The sequence below is a fragment of the Asanoa ishikariensis genome (assembly GCF_900107455.1).
Classification (GTDB): Bacteria; Actinomycetota; Actinomycetes; order Mycobacteriales; family Micromonosporaceae; genus Asanoa; species Asanoa ishikariensis.
Genome location: NZ_FNQB01000004.1, coordinates 267686 through 285717 on the forward strand (window position 1 = coordinate 267686; position 18032 = coordinate 285717).

The 18032-nt window shown below is 70.4% G+C and carries 17 protein-coding genes; 7 read left to right on the forward strand and 10 right to left on the reverse strand.

Going from position 1 to position 18032, the window contains the following annotated elements; translation table 11 throughout:
* Nucleotides 1-133: 133 nt before the first annotated feature.
* Genes BLV39_RS33960 through BLV39_RS33975 form a run of 4 tightly spaced genes read right to left on the reverse strand, consistent with a single transcriptional unit; the run spans nucleotide 134 to nucleotide 4513 of the window.
* On the reverse strand, nucleotides 134-1075 hold the full coding sequence (locus BLV39_RS33960) for a DMT family transporter (protein ID WP_090801332.1): 942 nt from the start codon (nucleotides 1073-1075) through the stop codon (nucleotides 134-136).
* A gap of 11 nt (nucleotides 1076-1086) precedes the next feature.
* Nucleotides 1087-2064: an N-acetylglucosamine kinase gene (locus BLV39_RS33965; protein WP_090801334.1), complete on the reverse strand. Its 978-nt coding sequence runs from the start codon at nucleotides 2062-2064 to the stop codon at nucleotides 1087-1089.
* A 5-nt stretch (nucleotides 2065-2069) separates the two neighbouring features.
* Nucleotides 2070-3218 carry an SIS domain-containing protein gene (locus tag BLV39_RS33970; RefSeq protein ID WP_090802792.1) on the reverse strand — a complete coding sequence of 383 codons (1149 nt, stop codon included), beginning with the start codon at nucleotides 3216-3218 and terminating at the stop codon, nucleotides 2070-2072.
* Entirely contained in the window at nucleotides 3215-4513 is a 1299-nt protein-coding gene (locus BLV39_RS33975) for a D-tagatose-bisphosphate aldolase, class II, non-catalytic subunit (RefSeq protein WP_090801336.1), read from the reverse strand. Before BLV39_RS33975 ends, BLV39_RS33970 begins: the two co-directional genes overlap by 4 nt.
* Before the next feature lie 103 nt (nucleotides 4514-4616).
* On the opposite strand from BLV39_RS33975, the gene BLV39_RS33980 reads away from it, so the two are divergent.
* Nucleotides 4617-5411: a GntR family transcriptional regulator gene (locus BLV39_RS33980; RefSeq protein WP_090801338.1), complete on the forward strand. Its 795-nt coding sequence runs from the start codon at nucleotides 4617-4619 to the stop codon at nucleotides 5409-5411.
* Here BLV39_RS33980 and BLV39_RS33985 read toward each other — a convergent pair.
* Nucleotides 5408-6193, reverse strand: coding sequence for a GntR family transcriptional regulator (locus BLV39_RS33985; protein WP_090801340.1), 786 nt, complete (start codon nucleotides 6191-6193; stop codon nucleotides 5408-5410). The two genes, BLV39_RS33980 and BLV39_RS33985, sit on opposite strands and share 4 nt — an antisense overlap.
* 112 nt (nucleotides 6194-6305) lie before the next feature.
* On the opposite strand from BLV39_RS33985, the gene BLV39_RS33990 reads away from it, so the two are divergent.
* Together BLV39_RS33990 and BLV39_RS33995 are read left to right on the forward strand one after the other, a co-directional pair.
* A complete protein-coding gene (locus BLV39_RS33990; RefSeq protein ID WP_090801342.1) occupies nucleotides 6306-8381 on the forward strand; it encodes a glycoside hydrolase family 36 protein in 2076 nt (691 codons plus the stop codon).
* Between the two features lie 75 nt (nucleotides 8382-8456).
* Entirely contained in the window at nucleotides 8457-9173 is a 717-nt protein-coding gene (locus tag BLV39_RS33995; RefSeq protein ID WP_090801345.1) for an SDR family oxidoreductase, read from the forward strand.
* 689 nt (nucleotides 9174-9862) lie between these two features.
* Here the strand turns inward: BLV39_RS33995 and BLV39_RS34000 are convergent.
* Nucleotides 9863-10147, reverse strand: coding sequence for a hypothetical protein (locus BLV39_RS34000; RefSeq protein WP_090801347.1), 285 nt, complete (start codon nucleotides 10145-10147; stop codon nucleotides 9863-9865).
* Between the two features lie 68 nt (nucleotides 10148-10215).
* Here BLV39_RS34000 and BLV39_RS34005 point away from each other — a divergent pair, with 68 nt between their 5' ends.
* The gene (locus BLV39_RS34005; protein ID WP_090801349.1) at nucleotides 10216-10767 is read left to right on the forward strand and encodes a TetR/AcrR family transcriptional regulator; all 552 of its coding nucleotides are present in this window, start codon (nucleotides 10216-10218) and stop codon (nucleotides 10765-10767) included.
* A gap of 45 nt (nucleotides 10768-10812) precedes the next feature.
* On the opposite strand, the gene BLV39_RS34010 is transcribed toward BLV39_RS34005, so the two are convergent.
* The 3 genes from BLV39_RS34010 to BLV39_RS34020 form a co-directional block, all read right to left on the reverse strand.
* A complete protein-coding gene (locus BLV39_RS34010) occupies nucleotides 10813-11172 on the reverse strand; it encodes a DUF1330 domain-containing protein (protein WP_090801351.1) in 360 nt (119 codons plus the stop codon).
* Between the two features lie 87 nt (nucleotides 11173-11259).
* Nucleotides 11260-13134, reverse strand: a complete 1875-nt coding sequence (locus tag BLV39_RS34015; RefSeq protein ID WP_090801354.1) for an FtsX-like permease family protein — start codon at nucleotides 13132-13134, stop codon at nucleotides 11260-11262.
* Nucleotides 13131-13856, reverse strand: a complete 726-nt coding sequence (locus BLV39_RS34020; protein WP_090801356.1) for an ABC transporter ATP-binding protein — start codon at nucleotides 13854-13856, stop codon at nucleotides 13131-13133. The genes BLV39_RS34015 and BLV39_RS34020 overlap by 4 nt, the downstream gene beginning before the upstream one ends.
* 108 nt (nucleotides 13857-13964) lie before the next feature.
* Between BLV39_RS34020 and BLV39_RS43780 the strand changes: the two genes are divergently transcribed.
* Both BLV39_RS43780 and BLV39_RS43785 read left to right on the forward strand, forming a co-directional pair.
* Nucleotides 13965-15191, forward strand: a complete 1227-nt coding sequence (locus tag BLV39_RS43780; protein WP_090801358.1) for a sensor histidine kinase — start codon at nucleotides 13965-13967, stop codon at nucleotides 15189-15191.
* Between the two features lie 5 nt (nucleotides 15192-15196).
* On the forward strand, nucleotides 15197-15838 hold the full coding sequence (locus BLV39_RS43785; protein ID WP_204082726.1) for a response regulator transcription factor: 642 nt from the start codon (nucleotides 15197-15199) through the stop codon (nucleotides 15836-15838).
* Here BLV39_RS43785 and BLV39_RS34035 read toward each other — a convergent pair.
* Complete coding sequence (locus BLV39_RS34035; protein ID WP_239083544.1) at nucleotides 15819-16700, reverse strand: ornithine cyclodeaminase family protein; 882 nt, start codon at nucleotides 16698-16700, stop codon at nucleotides 15819-15821. The genes BLV39_RS43785 and BLV39_RS34035 overlap by 20 nt on opposite strands.
* 601 nt (nucleotides 16701-17301) lie before the next feature.
* On the opposite strand from BLV39_RS34035, the gene queC reads away from it, so the two are divergent.
* Nucleotides 17302-18027 carry a 7-cyano-7-deazaguanine synthase QueC gene (gene queC / locus BLV39_RS34040; RefSeq protein WP_275414249.1) on the forward strand — a complete coding sequence of 242 codons (726 nt, stop codon included), beginning with the start codon at nucleotides 17302-17304 and terminating at the stop codon, nucleotides 18025-18027.
* Nucleotides 18028-18032 lie beyond the last annotated feature (5 nt).

The window sequence follows — 18032 nt, forward strand, 5'->3', positions numbered from 1 at the left end:
GCCGCTACGTCGACGTGTGTCAATGGAGGATGTGGGAGCGTTGAGTCTCCATTGTGGAGCCGCTACTGGCACGCAAGACGGAGCCGCCGGTCCGGGGTGAGCCCGGACCGGCGGCTGCCGGGTGGATCGAGGGTTACGACACCGCCACGTCGCGGTTGGCCGGGCCGGACACGGCCGCTGCCTCGCCGCGCTTCTCGTCCGCGTACACCATCAGGGTCGAGCCCAGGATGGCCAGCACGATGCCGATCGTCGCGTAGAACGACGGGACCTTCTGGTAGACGATCAGCGAGAGGATCACGGTCAGCACCGGCGCGAGGGCGTTCGTCGTAGGTGCCACGATCGAGGCCTTGCCGCGGCTGAACGCCATCACCAGGAACAGCGCGCCGACGGCGTTGAGGATCTGGGTCACCGCGGCCAGGGTCGGTGCCTGCCACGGCGCGTCCAGGGCGAGGCCGCCGGCCATCCAGATGGCGACCGGTGCCAGCAGCAGGCCGCTGATGGTCATCCACAGGAACGTGGTGGCGTCGTTGACGCCTTCGGTCGCCGCCTTGCGCATGAAGTACGCCTGCACGCCCCAGGCGACGCAGACCACGATGGCGAGCAGCAGCCACAGTCCACCCTTGGCGGAGCCGTCGCCGTCGCTGACGCTGAAGAGCACCACCGCGACCAGCGCGGCGACCGCGCCGAGCAGGGCGAGCCTCGGGATGCGCTCACGGAGCAGCAGCATGGCCATCAGCACGGTGATCGCGGGGGAGAGTGCGATCAACGGGAAGATGAGGTACGCCGGTCCGATGGTCAGCGCCTTGAACAGCAGGAGCTGGCCACCGGCGCCGGTCAGGCCGACGAGCAGGCCGTAGAACGTCGCGACCGGGCGGCGGTCGACGCGCGCGCCACGCAGGGCCACGACGGCGGGGATGATCATCGTGATCGACCAGACGACGTACACCATCCCGTCGGGGTAGCCGTAATCACTGGTGGGGACGGCGGAGAAAGCTCCCCAGACGCCCCAGAACAGCACGAGCAGTCCCGCGTACGGGATCCAGCTCTTGCCGACGCGGGAAATGGTTGTTGGCATGTGGTGCCTCCTCAGGCGGCGGTGGCGGTGGGGGTGTCCCGAAGCCGCTCGAGCGCGTCGACGCCGAGCGGGCTACGGGCCTGTTTCGCGGCATACAGCGCCGCTCCGACGACCGGTGAGTACAGGGGTTGGCGCAGGTCGTACCGGTCGTGCAGCTTGTGGAGGTGCGCCCGGAACTCCTCGCGCACCGGTGTCGCGTTGAACGTGCCGCCGGAGTAGGAGACCAGCACCTGCTCGTCGGCGCCGTAGCCGAGCTGGCTACGAGTCGTGTCCACCAATAGGGCGAGCTCCCGGGCGGCCTCGCGCAGGATCGCGCTCGCCGCCTCGTCGCCCCGCTCGGCGGCGGTGATGACCTGTGGGCACAGGCTCGCGATCTGGCCGCGGTCGCCCTGCCACCGGTTGAGTACCACGTCGATCAGGTCCAGATCGGCGGACAGCTCCAGGTGCTCGCGCAGGACGTCCAGGAGCGGACCGGCCGGCGCGCGCCCGTCGCTCATGCGGGAGAACGCCTGCAGGCCGTGCGCCGCGATCCAGTACGCCGAGCCCTCGTCGCCGAACAGCTCGCTCCAGCCGCCGACGCGGTGGCCGCGCCCGGCCCGCTCGCCGTACGTCATCGATCCGGTGCCGCTGATGACGTTGATCCCGTCCGCGGCACCCAGTGAGCCGGACCAGCCGCAGACCATGTCGTTGTCGACCCGGTAGCGGTCGTGGCCGAGGATGTCCCGCGGCGCCGCGTCGAGGGTCGCGACGTCGCCGCTGACCTCGCCGTAGGCCGGCAGCCCGAAGAAGGCGAAGTCGATGCCGTCCGGGGTGATGCCGGCCGCGGCGCAGACGGCGCCGATGCCCTCCTTGAGGACCCGGGGCACCAGGTCGATGCCGTCGCTGAAGTAGTAGGTGCTCGGGGCCGAGGTCTGGGCCGCGATCGAGCCGTCCGGCCGCAGCAGGCAGAAGGCGGTCTTGGTGCCGCCACCGTCCACGCCGAGGAACATGTCTCTCACCTCCGGTTCGGGTGTTGCAGCGGGTGCATGATCGCGCCCTGGACGACGCGGTTGACCTCGCCGCCGGGGAACGGGTTGTCGGGTGTGCACCCCAGTGCCAGCGAGAAGTGCAGGCCGATCAACTGGGCGCAGATCACGGCGGGCAGGGCCAGCGCGGCGTCGTCCACGTCTTCGACACCGGGCAACGCCCAGGCGTCCGACCGGCCACTGTGGGCAGTCACCGTAACGAGGTTCCGTGCTGGGATGACCCGCAACAGTTCGGCGACCATGTCGCGGTCGTACTGGCTGGTGTAGGGGTCGTTGGACTCGTAGCTGACGACCAGGGTCGCGTCGTTCAGCACGGATTTCGGGCCGTGCCGGAAGGCCAGCGCGGACTCGGACAGCGCCACCGCGCCGCCGGCGGTCAGCTCCAGCACCTTCAGGGCCGACTCTCGGGCCAGCCCGTGCAGCGCGCCGCTGCCGAGGTAGACGATCCGGTCGTAGCCGCGGGCGGCGAGGTCGGCCGCCGCGGTTGGCCGGGTGGCCAGGACCTGTTCGGCCGCGGCGGCCAAGCGGTCCACCAACTCGTCGTCGCGACCGCCGAGGGTCAGCAGGCCGGCCAGCACCATGCCGGTGAAGCTGGACGTCATCGCGAAGCCCCGGTCGTTGGCCGCCGCCGGCAGCAGCACCACCGCGGAGCTGGACCGGTCGGCGTGCTGCCGCGCGAGCTCGCCCTGGGCGTTGCAGGTCACCACGAGGTGCCAGCAGTCGGTCAGCACCTGGGAGGCGAGCTCTGGGGCGGTGAGGCTCTCCGGGCTGTCGCCGGAGCGGGCGAACGAGACCAGCAGCGTGGGCACGTCCTCGGCGAAGCAGGCCAGCGGGTCGGCCACGATGTCGGTGGTGGCGACGGCCTCCACCCGGCGGCCCAGTCGGCGCCGCAGCGACGGCGCCAACACCTCGCCGACGTACGCGGACGTGCCCGCCCCGGTGAGGATGATGCGCAGGTCGGGCCGTTCGAGCAGCGGTTTGAGGAACGCGTCGGTCTCCGCGCCCTCCAGCCGGCCGATCTCCCGCCACACGCCCGGCTGCTGCGCGATCTCGCGGCTGGTGTCGAGTGCGCCGAGGTCGCGCAACTGGTCGAGGTCGTAGCCGAGAAGGGTGCTCATGCCGCCTGCCGCCATTTCGAAGGGGTGATCGCCTGGCGGTAGCCGCGCAGGACGTCCCGGACGCGGTCGAGGACGAGGTCGACGGGGTGGGCGGCGAGGACGCCGGCGCGGACCCGTTGGTACTGATCGGGCAGGTACTGGCTGAGCAGCGGCAGCGGGATCGTCCGGCCGCTCAGGTTGGCCAGCAGCTGTTGCTCGGCGGCCTGGATCTCCGGATCGGGCCAGTAGTAACGCATCCGGTCGCTGTAGCTGAACCGCCGGGCGAGGCGCTGCTCGTCGGCGTCGCCGGTGTAGTACTTCGCCCACTGGCCGGGCTCGGCGCGCATCCGCCGCTCGACCACCTCCGGCAGGCCTTCACGGCCGTCTCCGACGAGCTCGGCCTCGATCGCGGCCAGGGCGAACAGGACTTCCCGCAGCGCGAACGTCAGGCCCGGCCCGACCTTGAGCACGGCCCAGTGGTCCTCTACGAGGGCGGCGAGCCGTGGGACGGTCTGGTAGTCCGTGGAGTGGGCCTCGAAGACCATCGCCGGCTCGTCGTCCAGCACCGCCTGCAGGTCCTTGGTGCGGTCCCGGTCGTAATCGACGACGCGGAGGTGGTCGAACTCGACACCGGGTTGCACGACCAGGGCCAGCACCTGGGGCCAGACGTGTGCGAAACCCTTGGCGGCAAAGGCTTTTCGGTGCTGGTCCAGCGTGCGGTTGGCCGAGGCGGCGGTGGTGGGCCGGAGCTCCTCGATCGTCTCCTCGGCCCCGCCCGGCACCGGAACCTCCGTGCCGATGACGTACCGGAGTGTGCCGGCCCGCCCGGTCGCCGCGGCGGTCCGCTCGGCGACCGCGAGCATGCGGGCGGCGCGGGCAGCCATCACCTCGTCGGTCAACGGCGTCACGTCGTCCGCACACGGGTAGCTGCAGTCGAGGTGGATTTTGGTGAAGCCGGCCTCGACGTACGCGGCCACGAGCACGTCGACGTGCGCCATGGCCTGTTCGGCGGGTAGGTCGCGCCAGCGATTCGGGCCGAGGTGGTCGCCGCCGAGCACCACCCGGTCTCGCGGCAGGCCGGCGTCGTCGGCGGCCCGGTGCACGAGATCGCGGAAGTCGGCCGGTCGCATACCGGTATAGCCGCCGGTCTGGTCGACCTGGTTCGAGGTCGCCTCGATCAGCACGAGGTCGCCGTCCTCGCGAGCCTGTGCCATCGCGGCCTTGAGGACCAACGGATGGGCGGAGCAGATCGACGTGATGCCGACCGGTTCCCCCTGTTTGTGCCGGGTGACCACGGCGTCTAGCGGGTTCGTCACGGGGTGGTTCCTCCTCGCCGTACCAAGGTGGAATGGACCCTACTGGTATTAGAACTGGCCGGTCTACTGTCTAAGTGGTATGTAATCCGGTACGCTGCGCGTCATGGTCGTTCCCCGCGAGCCCGCATTGCCCCAGGCCCTACCCGCCAGCTCGGCGGCGCTCCTCTACGGGCGCACCGCCACGAGACTGGTCGATGACCTGGTCGCCGGCGGTTTCCGCCCAGGCGACCGGCTGCCGTCCGAACGCGTCCTGTCCGAGCACTACCGCGTGTCGCGGTCGACGCTGCGGGCGGCGCTGACCCAGCTCGCGGAGCAGGGCGTCATCACGCCCTCGCCGGCGCGCGGTTGGTTCCTCACCGATCTGACGGCCGGCGACGGCCGCACGCAGCAGCCCGGCGACGGCCGGCCGTCCGGGCACGTGGTGCAGGGTTTCGCCGACTACGCGGCGGAGCACGGCCTGGCCACCCACGCGATGGTCCTGGAGTCCGGGGTGCGGCCCTGCGTGGTCGCGGAGTCCGAGATGCTGCGCATCGCACCCGGCGCCGAGCTGTTCGAGATGCGGCGGCTGCGCTACCTCAACGACCTGGTGGTGGTGCTGGAGCACAACCTGCTGCCGCTGGCGATCTGCCCGGCCCTGGCCACGACCGACTTCACCACCGCTTCGCTGTACGCCACCCTGCGCGCGGCGAAGCCACCACAGCTACCGCGGTTGGCGCAGTACACAGTGGAGGCACGGCAGCCGATCGAGGAGGAGCGGCGCCTGCTGGAGGTCGACAACACCGTGCCCATGCTGGTGGCGACCCAGTTGAGCTTCAACCAGGACGGAGCGCCGATCGAGTTCACCGTCCAGGTCTACCGCGGTGACCGCTACCGGTTCCGTGGGTCGATAACCGACTAGGGCCGGTTGGTGATGGAGGCGCGGAAGCGGTAACGGTCGCCCCGGTAGACCTGCACCGTGAGCTCGATCGGGCGGCCGGCCTGGTTGAACGTGAGCTGGGTGGCGACGAGCATCGGCATGGTGTCGCCGATCTCGAACAGCTCGATCTCCCGCGCCGTCGGGTGTCGGGCCTCGACCGAGTAGTCGGCGACCCGGGGGAGCTGCGGTGGGTCCGCCGCGCGCAGGGTGGCGTACAGCGAAGCGGTCGTGAAGTCGGTCGTGGCCAGGGCCGGGCAGGCGGCCAGCGGCAGCCGGTTGTGCTCGAACGCGACGAGCAGGTCGTCGAGGTAGCGCAGCCGGTGCAGCTCGAACAGGTCGGCGCCGGGTGCGATCCGCAGCTCTTCGGCCTCGGACACCGTCGTCGGGCGGACCGCGGCGGAGAGCACGCGGCTGCTCGGCGTCAGCCCGTTGACGCGGGCGAAGTCGGCCAGGCCCTGCACCTGCGGCTGAGGTGGGGGCGTGGTGGGCGCTGCCGGGCCAGGTTCGAGGTCGCCGATGAACCAGCCGCGGGACGACGCCGGTCGCACGATGCCCCGGGACTCGAGCTCGGCGAGGGCGGCACGCAGCGTCACCCGGGACACGGCGTACCGGGTGGCCAGGGCCCGCTCGGAGGGCAGCCGGTCGCCGGAGCGGGCGGCGTCCGCGCGCAGGTCATCGAGGAGCTGGGCCGCGGTGCGCTCGTAGAGCGGGAGCGCCTCGTCGGCGAACAGGCGACGCGACGTGGGCGTCGTCGTGACGGTCATACCGGACCATAGCAGTCGGTGACCGTACCAGAAAACAACCGGTGCCAGACCATTGACAAGCCATTTCCAGGCCACTTACGTTCGTCGAACTGAACCCGAAAGGGAGTGCGACATGACTGATCTGAATCGGCGGACCGTACTGAAGTTGGCTCTGGGGGGCGCCGGTTTGGCCGCTATCCCTGCCGTGGCTCTGGGCGCCACGCCGGCGGCCGCGAAACCGAAGCACGACCACGACCACGACACCGTCGGGGTCGGCGACGACTCCATCACCGTCGAGTTCGACGAGAAGCTGCACACCCGGGTGGCCCTCCAGGGCGTCGACGTGACCCGCTTCGACGCCAGCGAGGTGCTCGTCCTTGGCGCTACGACCGTCGGCGACTTCGCCTATCGCGGGCACGACACCCGCAAGACCAAGCATTCCCGGCACGGCGCGGGCGTCCAGGTGACCGTGTGGGGCGACTCCGCCGAGGGCGTACGGAAGACGGTCGAGCTGACCTCCTTCCAGCGACTGGCCGGCATGGTCGTCATGTCGGTGACGTACGCCAACCGGTCCCAGGCCGACCTGGCCGTCACCGGCTGGCGCAGCGGCGCGCACGAGGTGCTGGAGAAGCCCGGCGGCTTCTACACCTTCTCGGGCACCACCTACCGCAACCGGCGTGACTGGGTGCGACCGGTGACGGCCACGTTCAGCCAGAAGAACTCGCTGGGCATGGACTCCTCCGACTACGGCGGCGGCACGCCGGTGGCCTCCGTCTGGCGGCCGGACGGCGGCATCTCCGTCGGCCACGTCGAGCCCGTGGCGCGGATCCTGCGCCTGCCGGTGAGCAAGTCGGCGGGTGGCGCGAGCATCGCCGTCGAGGGCGACGTCGTGCGCACCCTCAAGCCGGGCGAGAAGCTGACCACCGACACCACGTTCCTGACCGCCCACCCGGGCGACCACTTCGTGGCGCTGCAGCGGTACCGCGACTACATGAGCGACATTGGCCAGCGCGCGCCCAAGTCGCCGAAGTCGAGCTTCGAGAGCATCTGGTGCGCCTGGGGCTACGAGCGCAACTTCACCACCGAGCAGGTCATCGCGACGCTGCCCAAGGTGCGCGAGGTCGGCCTCAAGTGGGCCGGGCTCGACGACGGCTGGCAGACCAACGAGGGCGACTGGGACATCAACCTGGCCAAGTTCCCGCGCGGTGAGGCCGACATGAAGGCCTTCACCAAGGCGATCCGCGACCAGGGCATGCGGCCGCGGCTGTGGTGGGCGCCGCTGGCGGCGGACCCGGAGAGCAACCTGTTCAAGAACCGCCCCGACATGCTCCTGCTGGACAGCAAGGGCGCCATGCAGCGGGTGACGTGGTGGAACGCCTGGACGCTGTGCCCCGCGTACCAGCCGGTCATCGACTACTTCGCCGCCCAGGCCAAGAAGTACATCGGTGAGTGGGGCTACGAGGGCCTCAAGATCGACGGCCAGCACCTCAACGGGGTCACGCCCTGCTACAACCCGGCGCACGGCCACAAGCGTCCGGAGGAGTCGACCGAGGGCCTGGCGCAGTTCTGGAAGGCCGTGTACGACGCCGCGCACAAGGCCAACCGCAACGCGGTCATCGAGCTGTGCCCCTGTGGGACGGCGTTCGCGTTCCACAACCTGCCCTACATCGACCAGTACCCGGGCTCGGACCCGGAGTCGTCGTACCAGGTGCGGCACAAGGGCAAGACCATGCACGCGCTGATGGGCACCGGCGCCAGCTACGCCGGTGACCACGTCGAGCTCAGCGACAACGGCGACGACTTCGCGTCCACGTACGGCGTCGGCGGCGTCCTGTCGACCAAGTTCACCTACCCGACGGGCCCGGACAACGACACCCTCCTCACACCGGAGAAGGAGGTCGTGTGGCGCAAGTGGGTGAAGCTCTACAACAAGAACATGCTGCCCACCGGTGAGTACCGCGGCGAGCTCTACGACATCGGCTTCGACAAGCCCGAGACGCACGTCGTGAGCAAGGATCGCGCGCTGCACTACGCGTTCTACGCCGCCACGTTCGACGGCACGGTCGAGCTGCGCGGTCTCGGTAAGGGCAAGTACCGCCTGACCGACCCGTTCAACGGCGTCTCGCTGGGCACCGTCGACGCCCGGCACAACACCGTCAAGGTGAAGTTCGAGAAGTTCCAGCTGATCGTGGCCGAGCCCACGCACTAGCGACTTGTGGGGTCCCCGGTGTGCTCCGGGGACCCCATTCGTTTAGGCCGCTTGGGTCTGGGAAGACGCCAGATCATGCGGATCCCAGGCGCGGTGGCACTCGTTACTGGCGGGGGCCGTGGGTTTGGCTTGGCGATGGCCGAGGAACTCCAGACCCACGGCGCGAAGAAGGTCTACGTCGGCATGCGCAACGCGGCCGATTTCGAACACCCCGGCCTCGACGCGGTCGAGCTCGACGTGACCGACACCGAGTCGGTCACCGCGGCGGCGGCGCAATGCGACGACGTGACGCTGCTGGTCAACAACGCCGGGACCGGAAGCCTCCACGTCGAGGGCACGGCCGATCCCGACCTGGTGTCGAGCATGCAGCGGGTCTTCGACGTCAACCTGTACGGGACGGTCCGGTCATCCCAGGCGCTCGCACCGGTGATCCTGCGCAACGGTGGGGGAGCCATCGTCAACGTCGTGTCCGACCAGGCGTGGTACGCCCGCCCGATTCTCGGCGCGTACGCGATCAGCAAGTCGGCGGTGTGGAACTTCACCAACGCCCTGCGGGTCGACCTGCGCCCCAAGGGCGTCGAGGTGCTCAGCCTGCACGTCGGCTTCATGGACACGGACCTGGTGCGCGACCTCGACGTGCCCAAGAACGACCCGCACCAGGTAGCCGTGGCCACCCTCGACGCCCTGGAACGCGGCGACGAGGAACTGCTGGCCGACGAGCAGTCGAGGCTGGTCAAGGGAACGCTGTCGACCGACGAGGGCTACTACCTGGACCCACCCGCCCTCGGCTGAGACCGGCGCGAAAAGGACCCTTGCCCGAGCATGGCTCACGAGCCCGTAAATGATTGATGTTGGAATATCACAACGTCATTATTGACGGACGGGTCGCAATATTTGTTGTTTGCAGATTGGCACACTTGAATCGCCGGGCGAGCCGGACCGGGCGGCCGCAATGCGGCACAATTAATGCGTGGGGCAGCTTGCGTTGTTCACCAGAGCAGAACTGGCCGGCATGCGCGACCGCACCGCTTCCCGCAGTTATTCACCCGCCGGTGAAGAGTTCCGCCGCGAGCATGAGCTGGCCCCCAGGGCGCTTGACCCGGTGAACTGTTCAGCAGCAGGCGCGCGGTCCACGGCTGGCCGGAACGATTCGCGCCATGCGGCGCAGAGCGCGGTCACCCATCCCGGATCGGGCGCGAAGACACCGGCACGGCCTGCCGGGTCGCAGCGATCACGACCGGCTAGACGACCACTGACCGCTTGCGTCGGCACACCCCGATCCAGGCCGGCCCAGATCTGCCGACGGCGGCCGGAAACCAACGCTGGGCCGGATTTCCCGAAGGGGAACAAACGCTCATGGGCCACGCCAGAAATGGCGCGGTCTGACCGTGGTGACCTATGTCGCGACAGGCAGTTCTCGACACGCGCGCCTCCTGTTCGGACCCGCACCAATTTCAAATACTCAGGGATGACTGATCGCATCAGCGGCGCGACAGAAATCCAGAACGGATCGGCAGGCGAGCGCGCGGTGCCTGCCAGGTGGTCGCACCGAACGTCACGACCGGGTCGCCGTCCTCGACCGGCGGCGCCAGGCCGCCGATGTGCGCCGCGTCGCAGGTGCCGCACAGAAGGAGCCGCAGTCGGTGGTCGCTTAGCGCGGCAGCAGGACGTCGCCAAGAGCCGTCCAGCGCGATGACGTCCGCACCGAGCAGCTCGCTGACCCGCCGGCGACCTCCGATCGGCAGCACCGCCGCCTGGACATGCACGCCGGGCAGGGTTAGATTCTGGGTGTAATCTATGCCCTGGAAGATCGGCGCGTAGTGAAGGTGGATCGATGGGGCGGGTATCCCAGGCCGAGGCGCGGGCGAACCGGGCCGCGGCCGTGCAGGCAGCGACACGGCTCTTTCGCGAGAGCGGCGTCGCGAACGTCGGTGTCGCCGACGTGATGAAGTCCGTCGGGCTGACGCCCGGGGGTTTCTACAAGCGGTTTCCGTCCAAGGCTGCGCTGGTCGACGAGGCCGTCGGCATGGGGTTCACGGACATGCTGCGTTACCTGTCGGAGCTGAGCGAGGACACCGACGATCACGCGGCGGCGTGGCAGGCGCTGTTGGACACGTACCTGTCGGTTCAGCATCGCGACGACCCGGGTGAGGGGTGTCCGGCCGCCGGGTTCGCCGGTGACATCGCGCGTGACCCCGCGCCACGCCAGACGTACGCGACCGGTGTCCGTGAGATGGCCGCGTGGATCGCGCCCGGGGACGCCGGGCTGGCCGCGTTGGCCACGCTCGTCGGCGGCGTCCTGCTCGCCCGGGCGACCGCGGGATCCCCTGTGTCGGAAGAGATCCTGCGTGCGGTGAGCGACGCCGCGTCCCCGCTTCCCGAGTAGCGAACAGCGGAGCCGCGGCGGCACGCCACGGCTCCGCTTCCAGTCTCAGCCTTGTCCGGCGGCGGCGACAGCGGCACGGACCTGCCCGGCGAACCCGCGGACGGTGTAGTCCTCGGGCAGGCTGTCGATCAGCACGATGTCGGAGATCGCGTTGTTGAGGCGCAGCGGCAGGATCCGCTGGTACTCGGGCGACGCGTACCACGTCTCGGCGGCCGCCCGATCGGGAAACTCCATGAGGACCACCAGACCGTGCCAGGCGCCCTCCACGACGGTCGGCTCGCCGTTGGCGAGCCACTTGCCGCCGTACGGCTTCACCGTCGCCTCGACCTGCTCGAGGTAGGTCAGGCCGGCGTCGTTCGGGATGCCGCCGGGGATGCGCAAGTGGTTGATGAGGTACGTGGTCATCTCAGGCCTCCAGGTGGGGGAATTAGATTATTAGCGTAATCTAAAGCGGATGGCCGGTGCTCGTACATGTGAGCCACCACCCATCGGTCACTTTCGTGAGCTGAGGCCGGCTGCCGTTGCCGAGACGGTGAGCAGGAGGCAGACGACGCCGATCGCGAGCAGGGGTAGCCACGGGATGGTCATGGGTACGGCGGCGAGGTCGGCGGTGATGGCCCGGCGTACGAGCCAGCCCAGCACCGCGGTGGTGGCTCCGCCCAGCAGCAGCGCGGTGCCGCAGACCAGGCCGGCCTGCCAGATGGCCGCCCGCCGCACCTGGTCCGGGCTCGCGCCGAGGAGTTGGACCAGCTCCCGCTGCCGCCGTCGCTGGGACGCGCCGATGAGGGTGGCGTTGACGATCGCGATGGCGGCGTAGAGCCCGGCAGGTCCTAACAGGACGGTGAACCCTACGTTGTTCGCCTGGCGGGTTTGCGCGGCCGTGGCGTCGATCCAGGCGGACGCGTCGAGGATCCGGCTGTCGGTGCCGGCCAGCGTGCGCCGGAGGGAGTCCCGGGTAGCGCTGGCGTCGCCGTGCGGGACGACGAAGACAGGCCCGTCGGTCGTCGGCGGCACGAGGCCGGCCGGGATGAGGAGCTCGCCGTAGAGGTCCGGTGCGTCGGGCACGACCGCCACCACCCGCAACGGGACTCGGTCACCGTCGATCCAGAACGCGACCGTGCCGCCGAGGCCGATCCCGGCATCGGTGACCCAGGTCGTGGTGACCGCGACCGAAGGGCCGCGCAGGTCGTCGATGCTGCCACGGGTGGCGGTCAGGCTCCGGGCGGTGGAGGCGGTCGCGAGGTCGACGATCTCGACCTCGTCCGGTGAGCCGGGCCGGCCGTCCTCGTCGCGTTGAAGCGTCACCTGCCGGCGCACATCGGCGACGGCGACGGTCGGGTCGGCCGCGACCGCCGCCGTGGCGCCGGGGCTGCCGGCCTCGACGACGAGCGGGGCGCGGAGCCGGGACCGGTCCTGCGCCGTCGTCCAGTCGGCGGTGAAGCTCAGGGACAGCAGCAGCGACCCGGCGATGGCGGAGATGGCCATGACCGGGGCGGCGACGGCAGCGGTGGTGCGGACGGCGCCGCGCACCTCGTCGCGGGCGAGGCGGGCCGCCACGTCCCGGTCGACGAACGGGCGGGCGAGCAGGGCCGCCAGCCGCGGGATGACGGCGGGACCGATGCTCAGCAGACCGATCACCACCACCTCCGGCAGCAGGATGGAGGCGACCAGCGCGAACAGCGGGGGCAGGTCGGCGGCCAGGACGATGGCGGTGACCAGGCCGCCGAAGCACACGATCGCCACGGCGAGTTGCACGATGCTGGGGCGGGTCCGTTCGACGGCGGCCTCGCGCAGGGCGGCACTCGGGGTGATCCGGGAGGCGCGGCGGGCGGATCGCCACACGCCGAGCAGCGCGACCACCGCGCCGGCGGGCGCGGCGACCACCCAGGCGATCCACGGGCTCGGTGCTTCCAGGTGCAGGGTGGTGATCCCGATGGTCCGCACCAGGTCGAGCACGGCCGGTGCCAGCATCGTGCCGAGCAGGCAGCCGACGGTGGTGGCCGCGGCGGCGACGACGGTGGACTCGCCCAGCAACAGGCGCCGCACCTGTCGTGGCGTCGCGCCGACCAGGCGGAGCAGGCCGAGCTCACGCCGGCGGCTGGCCACGACGAAGCCGAACGTGCTGCCCACCACGAACAGGGCCATGAACGCCGAGACCGCCGACATCATCCCGAACATCGCGGCCAGGTCGTCGAGTTGGGTCCGCTGGTCGGCGGTGACACCCGGGAGGTTCGAGGTGGCGTCCACGGACCCGATGAGCGTCGTGGTGACGGCGATCAGCACGACGCCGAACAGCAACGCGACGAAGGCGCCCAGGTAGCCGCGCCAGGAGCTGCGAACGGTCTGCCGTGCCAGCGCGAGCATCATCGCTCCAGCTCGTTCATCGCGGCCGCGATCTGGCCGGCGTCGGCGCGCGCGAGGTGACCGACGATCTGCCCGTCGGCGAGGAACAGCACACCGTCGGCGAAGGAGGCGGCCAGCGGGTCGTGCGTCACCATGACGACGCTCTGCCCGCCCTGGGTCAGCGAGCGCAGGAGCTCGAGGACGTCGCGCCCGGTCCCGCGGTCCAGGGCACCGGTGGGCTCGTCGGCGAAGAGGACGTCGGGCCGGCCGTACACCGCCCGGGCGATCGCGACCCGTTGCTGCTGACCGCCGGACAGCTCCGAGGGCCGGCGCCTGGCCTGGTCGCGCAGGCCCACGTGCGCGAGGGCCGCCAGCACACCCGCCCGGTCGGCCCGGCGTCCGGCCAGCCGGGCGGGAAGGGCGACGTTGTCGAACGCGGTGAGCGAGTCCAACAGGTTGTACGACTGGAAGACGAACGCCATCGACGTACGCCGGAAGCGGGTCAACGCCGTTTCGTTCAGCTTGTCCAACCGGGTGTCGCCGATGGTCACCCGCCCGCTGGTCGGCCGGTCGAGGCCGGCGGCGAGCTGCAGCAGGGTGGACTTGCCGGACCCGGAGGGGCCCATGATCGCGGTGAAGGTGCCCCGCTGGACCACGTGGGTCACGCCCCGCAGGGCGTGCACGGAGCCGGCCCGCGAGCGGTAGGTACGGGTGAGACCGTCGAGCGTGACGGCAGCCTGGTTCATGCCCTCCAGTGCAGCCGCCGGCGGGTCGCGGCACACGGGCCTGGACGCGACATCGAGGTAGCGTGCGCGCTACCGCGTACCGCCGGATCGGTCCGTAGGGTTGGGCGAGTGAGTCGGTTCCCGGACGCCTGGTCGGCCGTGCGTGGCCGCCCCGTCCGGTTCCTGACGTCGGTGTGGCCGTGGCGGGCGCTCGCCTACGTCGCCAGCACCCTGCCGATCGGCCTGGCCTGGTTGCTCGTGATGGTCGTGGTGCTCGGGGTCGGCGTGGCCACGATCGTGGTGGTCGCCGGGCTGTTCGTCCTCGCCGGCCTGCCGACGCTCGCGCACCTCGCCGCCCGGGGCGAGCGCTGGCGGATCCGGCTGGTCATCCCGGGAAGGCGCGGCCCTCTTGCCCCCCGCGACGGCCGGCGGCCCCTCTCCTGGCCCGAGATGGGCGTCACCGTCCTGCTCGCGACGCTGTTCTGGCTGGTCGACGCCGTGGCGCTGGTGCTGCTGACCGCCCCGGTCGTGCTGCTGCTGGCCCCGCTGCTGGTCCGGTACGACACGCTCGAGGTCGCCGGATGGCGGGTCGACGGCACCGGCAAGGCGTGGGCGGCGGTGGCGGTCGGCCTCGTCGCCCTCGTCCTGGTGCTCTACGCGATCACGGCGCTGGCCTGTGGCCAGGCGGCACTGGTCCGGCAGTTGCTGGACCCACCCGAGGCGCGGCTGGTCGAGGCGGTCGCGCAGCTCCGCAAATCCCGCAGCGGGCTGGTCGACGCGTTCGAGACCGAACGGCGCCGGATCGAGCGCGACCTTCACGACGGCGTCCAGCAGCGGCTGGTCGCGCTGACCATGACGCTGGGCAGCGCCGAGCTCGACCTGCCCAGCGGTCCCGGCCTCGAGCTCGTCCGCGAGGCGCACCAGCAGGCGGAGCAGGCCCTCGCCGATCTGCGCACCACGATCCGGGGCATCCACCCGCAGGTGCTCACCGACCACGGTCTGGCGGCGGCCGTGCACGAGATCGCCGGCCGGTCACCCGTCCCGGTCCACCTCGACCTCGCCGTGGAAGGCCGGCTCCCGCCCGCGATCGAGGCCGCGGCGTACTTCTTCGTCAGCGAGAGCCTGACCAACGTCGCCAAGCACGCCCACGCCCGGTCGGCGCAGGTGCACGCGTGGACCTCAGACGGGACCCTTGTCGTGTCGGTGGTCGACGACGGCATCGGAGGCGCCGACCCGCAGGCGGGCACCGGTCTGGCCGGGCTGCGCGCCCGACTCGACGCCCTCGACGGCGAGTTGGACGTCACCAGCCCCGCCGGCGGCCCGACCCAGGTGAGGATGACGTGCCAGATCCAGTGACGCCGCTGCGGATCGTGGTGGCCGAGGACGCGGCCCTGCTCCGCGAGGGGCTGGTGCGGATACTCGAACGGGCGGGCCACGAGATCGTCGCGGCGGTCGCCGATGGCCAGGCCCTGCTCACGTACGTGGCGAGCACCGCACCTGACATCGTCATCACCGACATCCGCATGCCGCCCACCCACACCGACGAGGGCCTGCGCGCGGCCGCGATCATCCGGGCCGAACATCCCGGCGTGGCCATCATGTTGCTGTCCGCCTACGTGGCCGACGCGTACGTCGGAGACCTGCTCGACTCGGCCCCGGGCGGCGGCATCGGCTATCTGCTCAAGGACCGGGTCGGCCACGTGCGCGACTTCCTCGACAGCGTCGACCGCGTGGCGGCGGGCGGCACCGTCGTCGACGGCGAGGTCGTCCGCCAACTCGTCCGCCGCCGGCACGCCGACGGTCCACTCGCGACACTCACGGACCGCGAACGCGAGGTCCTGGCGCTCATGGCCGAAGGCCATACGAACAACGCGATCGCGGGAAAGCTGTTCGTCAGCGAGGCGGCGGTACGCAAGCACATCGGCAACATCTTCGCCAAGCTCCCGCTGGATCCGGCGTCGGACCGGCGCGTGTCGGCCGTGCTCACCTACCTGCGCGGATGACGGCCTCGGCGACGACGAGGTCCTCCCAGGACATGCCGACGCTCTTGAACAACAAAGGCCGGTCGCGCGCGGGTCGGACGCGTCCGGTGACGATGTCCCGCATCGGGACCAGATCGTCGGTCCGCATCGCCCCGTCCCGCACCGCCAGGCAGACGTCGCCGGCCTCACGCAGGGCGGTCGCCACGTCCTCGACGACGACCGTGGCTCGCGCGCACAGCGCGGCCGGGACCTCCCGGGCGTCGGGCTCGTGGGAGCCGACGGCGATGACCACGGCGTGGTCCTGGATCAGGTTGGCGTCGAACAGTGGGGTCCGGGCGGAGGTCGCGCAGACGACGACGTCGGCCGCGCGCAGGACGTCTTCCGCCCGAGGGGTCCCCAGGTCGTCTCTGACCAGGTGCGTCGTCGAGGCGATGGGCACCGTCGCGGCCAGCGTCGCGGCATGCCCGTGCGCCTGCGGACCGGCGCCGAAGACGGCCAGCCGCAACGGGCCGGGCATGGCCAACAGTCGCGACCGCACGGCGGCCACGGACACCGCGGGGGTACGCAGGGTGGTCAGCGCCGTGCCGTCGAGCACCGCGCGCAGGCTGAGCGATTCGGCGTCGAAGAGCAGGTAGGACGCCTGGATGCGGGGGAGTCCGCGGGTCGGGTTGTCGGGAGCGACGGTCACCACCTTGATCCCGGCGTACGCCTGCGAGCGCTCTGACGGCATCAGCAGGAACTCACCGCCGCGCAACGGGACGGTCTGGCGGGGGAGATCGGCGGCCGGATCGAGGCCGGCGACGAGCGCGGCCGTGATCGCGTCGACGGCGGCGAGCGGACCACACGCGGCACGCACCGCGTCGGCATCGAGGACCAGCGTCACGGGACCATCCTTGCGCACGTCCGAGCGGATGGTCTTCGCGCGATGACGGTGAGCGCTTTGCGGATGGTCCTGGCCGCGACCGCTCGTTCCTCCTGGACCCCGGCATCGATCACCAACGGTGAGACCGTCACTACTGCTACTTGGGCCCGATGCGCGGGTGGGCCGTGCTGTATTCTTCCGCGGGGTCGCGCCGCGTCGCTCGACAAGCCCACCGGTGGTGCTGCCGACGCTAGACCGGATGCGCGAGACCCAGGGGTCTGCGTTTACGCGGCGGCGGACCAGTCGCAAGAAGGTTGCCCTCGGTTCGGCGCCAACCGTTCTGGCTGTGCAGATAGCACGATACTGCGCTGGCGTGAAGAGCCTTCGAGGCCCCGAAACTGCAGGAGGCCGCGGCACGCGCCTGCCGCCGGTTGGCTCAATGCTCGCGCGGCTGGCCGCCATCGCCGGCGGTCAGCGATGTGCGGTGCAACGTCCAAAATCGAACTGGTGTTCCCGCGTGTCGTGCGGCCCACCTCGTTCCGTGGCTCTTCCCGGTTCGGTAGGCTGGCGCCACTAGATCCAAGAAACTGCGGCTGAGCTGTCTGTTGGTTCACCGTAGTTACTGCAAAGGAAGGTAGCGCGCATGTCTGACACGAAGCCGAAGGCCGTGGTCCTCCTCAGCGGTGGCCTTGACTCCGCTACGGTGCTCGCGATGGCGCTGCGCGAGGGGTACGAGGCGTATGCGCTGAGTTTCCGGTACGGCCAGCGCCACACGGTCGAGTTGAAGGCCGCGGCTGCGGTAGCTGAGCAGTTCGGCGTCCGTCGGCACGTCATCGCCGACATCGACCTGCGGGCCTTCGGCGGTTCGGCCCTCACGGACGACGGGATCGCGGTGCCGCACTACGCCAGCGCAGACGAGCTGAGCCAAGACATTCCGGTCACCTACGTGCCAGCACGTAACACCATCTTTCTGTCCTTCGCCCTCGCGTGGGCAGAGACGCTTGACGCCTCAGACGTGTTCATTGGCGTCAACGCGCTTGACTACAGCGGCTACCCGGACTGCCGTCCGGAGTTTATCGCCGCCTACGAGGCGATGGCGAACCTAGCCACGAAGGCGGGAGTGGAAGGGCGTCAGCGGTTGCGCATCCACACGCCGCTTATCGAACTGACGAAGGCCCAGACGATTCGTAGTGGCCTGGAGCTTGGTGTTGACTACTCGCTGACGCACAGCTGCTATGACCCAGCCGATGATCGGGCCTGCGGGACGTGTGACTCTTGCCTGCTACGGGGACGTGGGTTCGCCGAGCTCGGTCTCTCTGACCCGGCACTGGCACCCGCCGCCGGGTGAGTCGT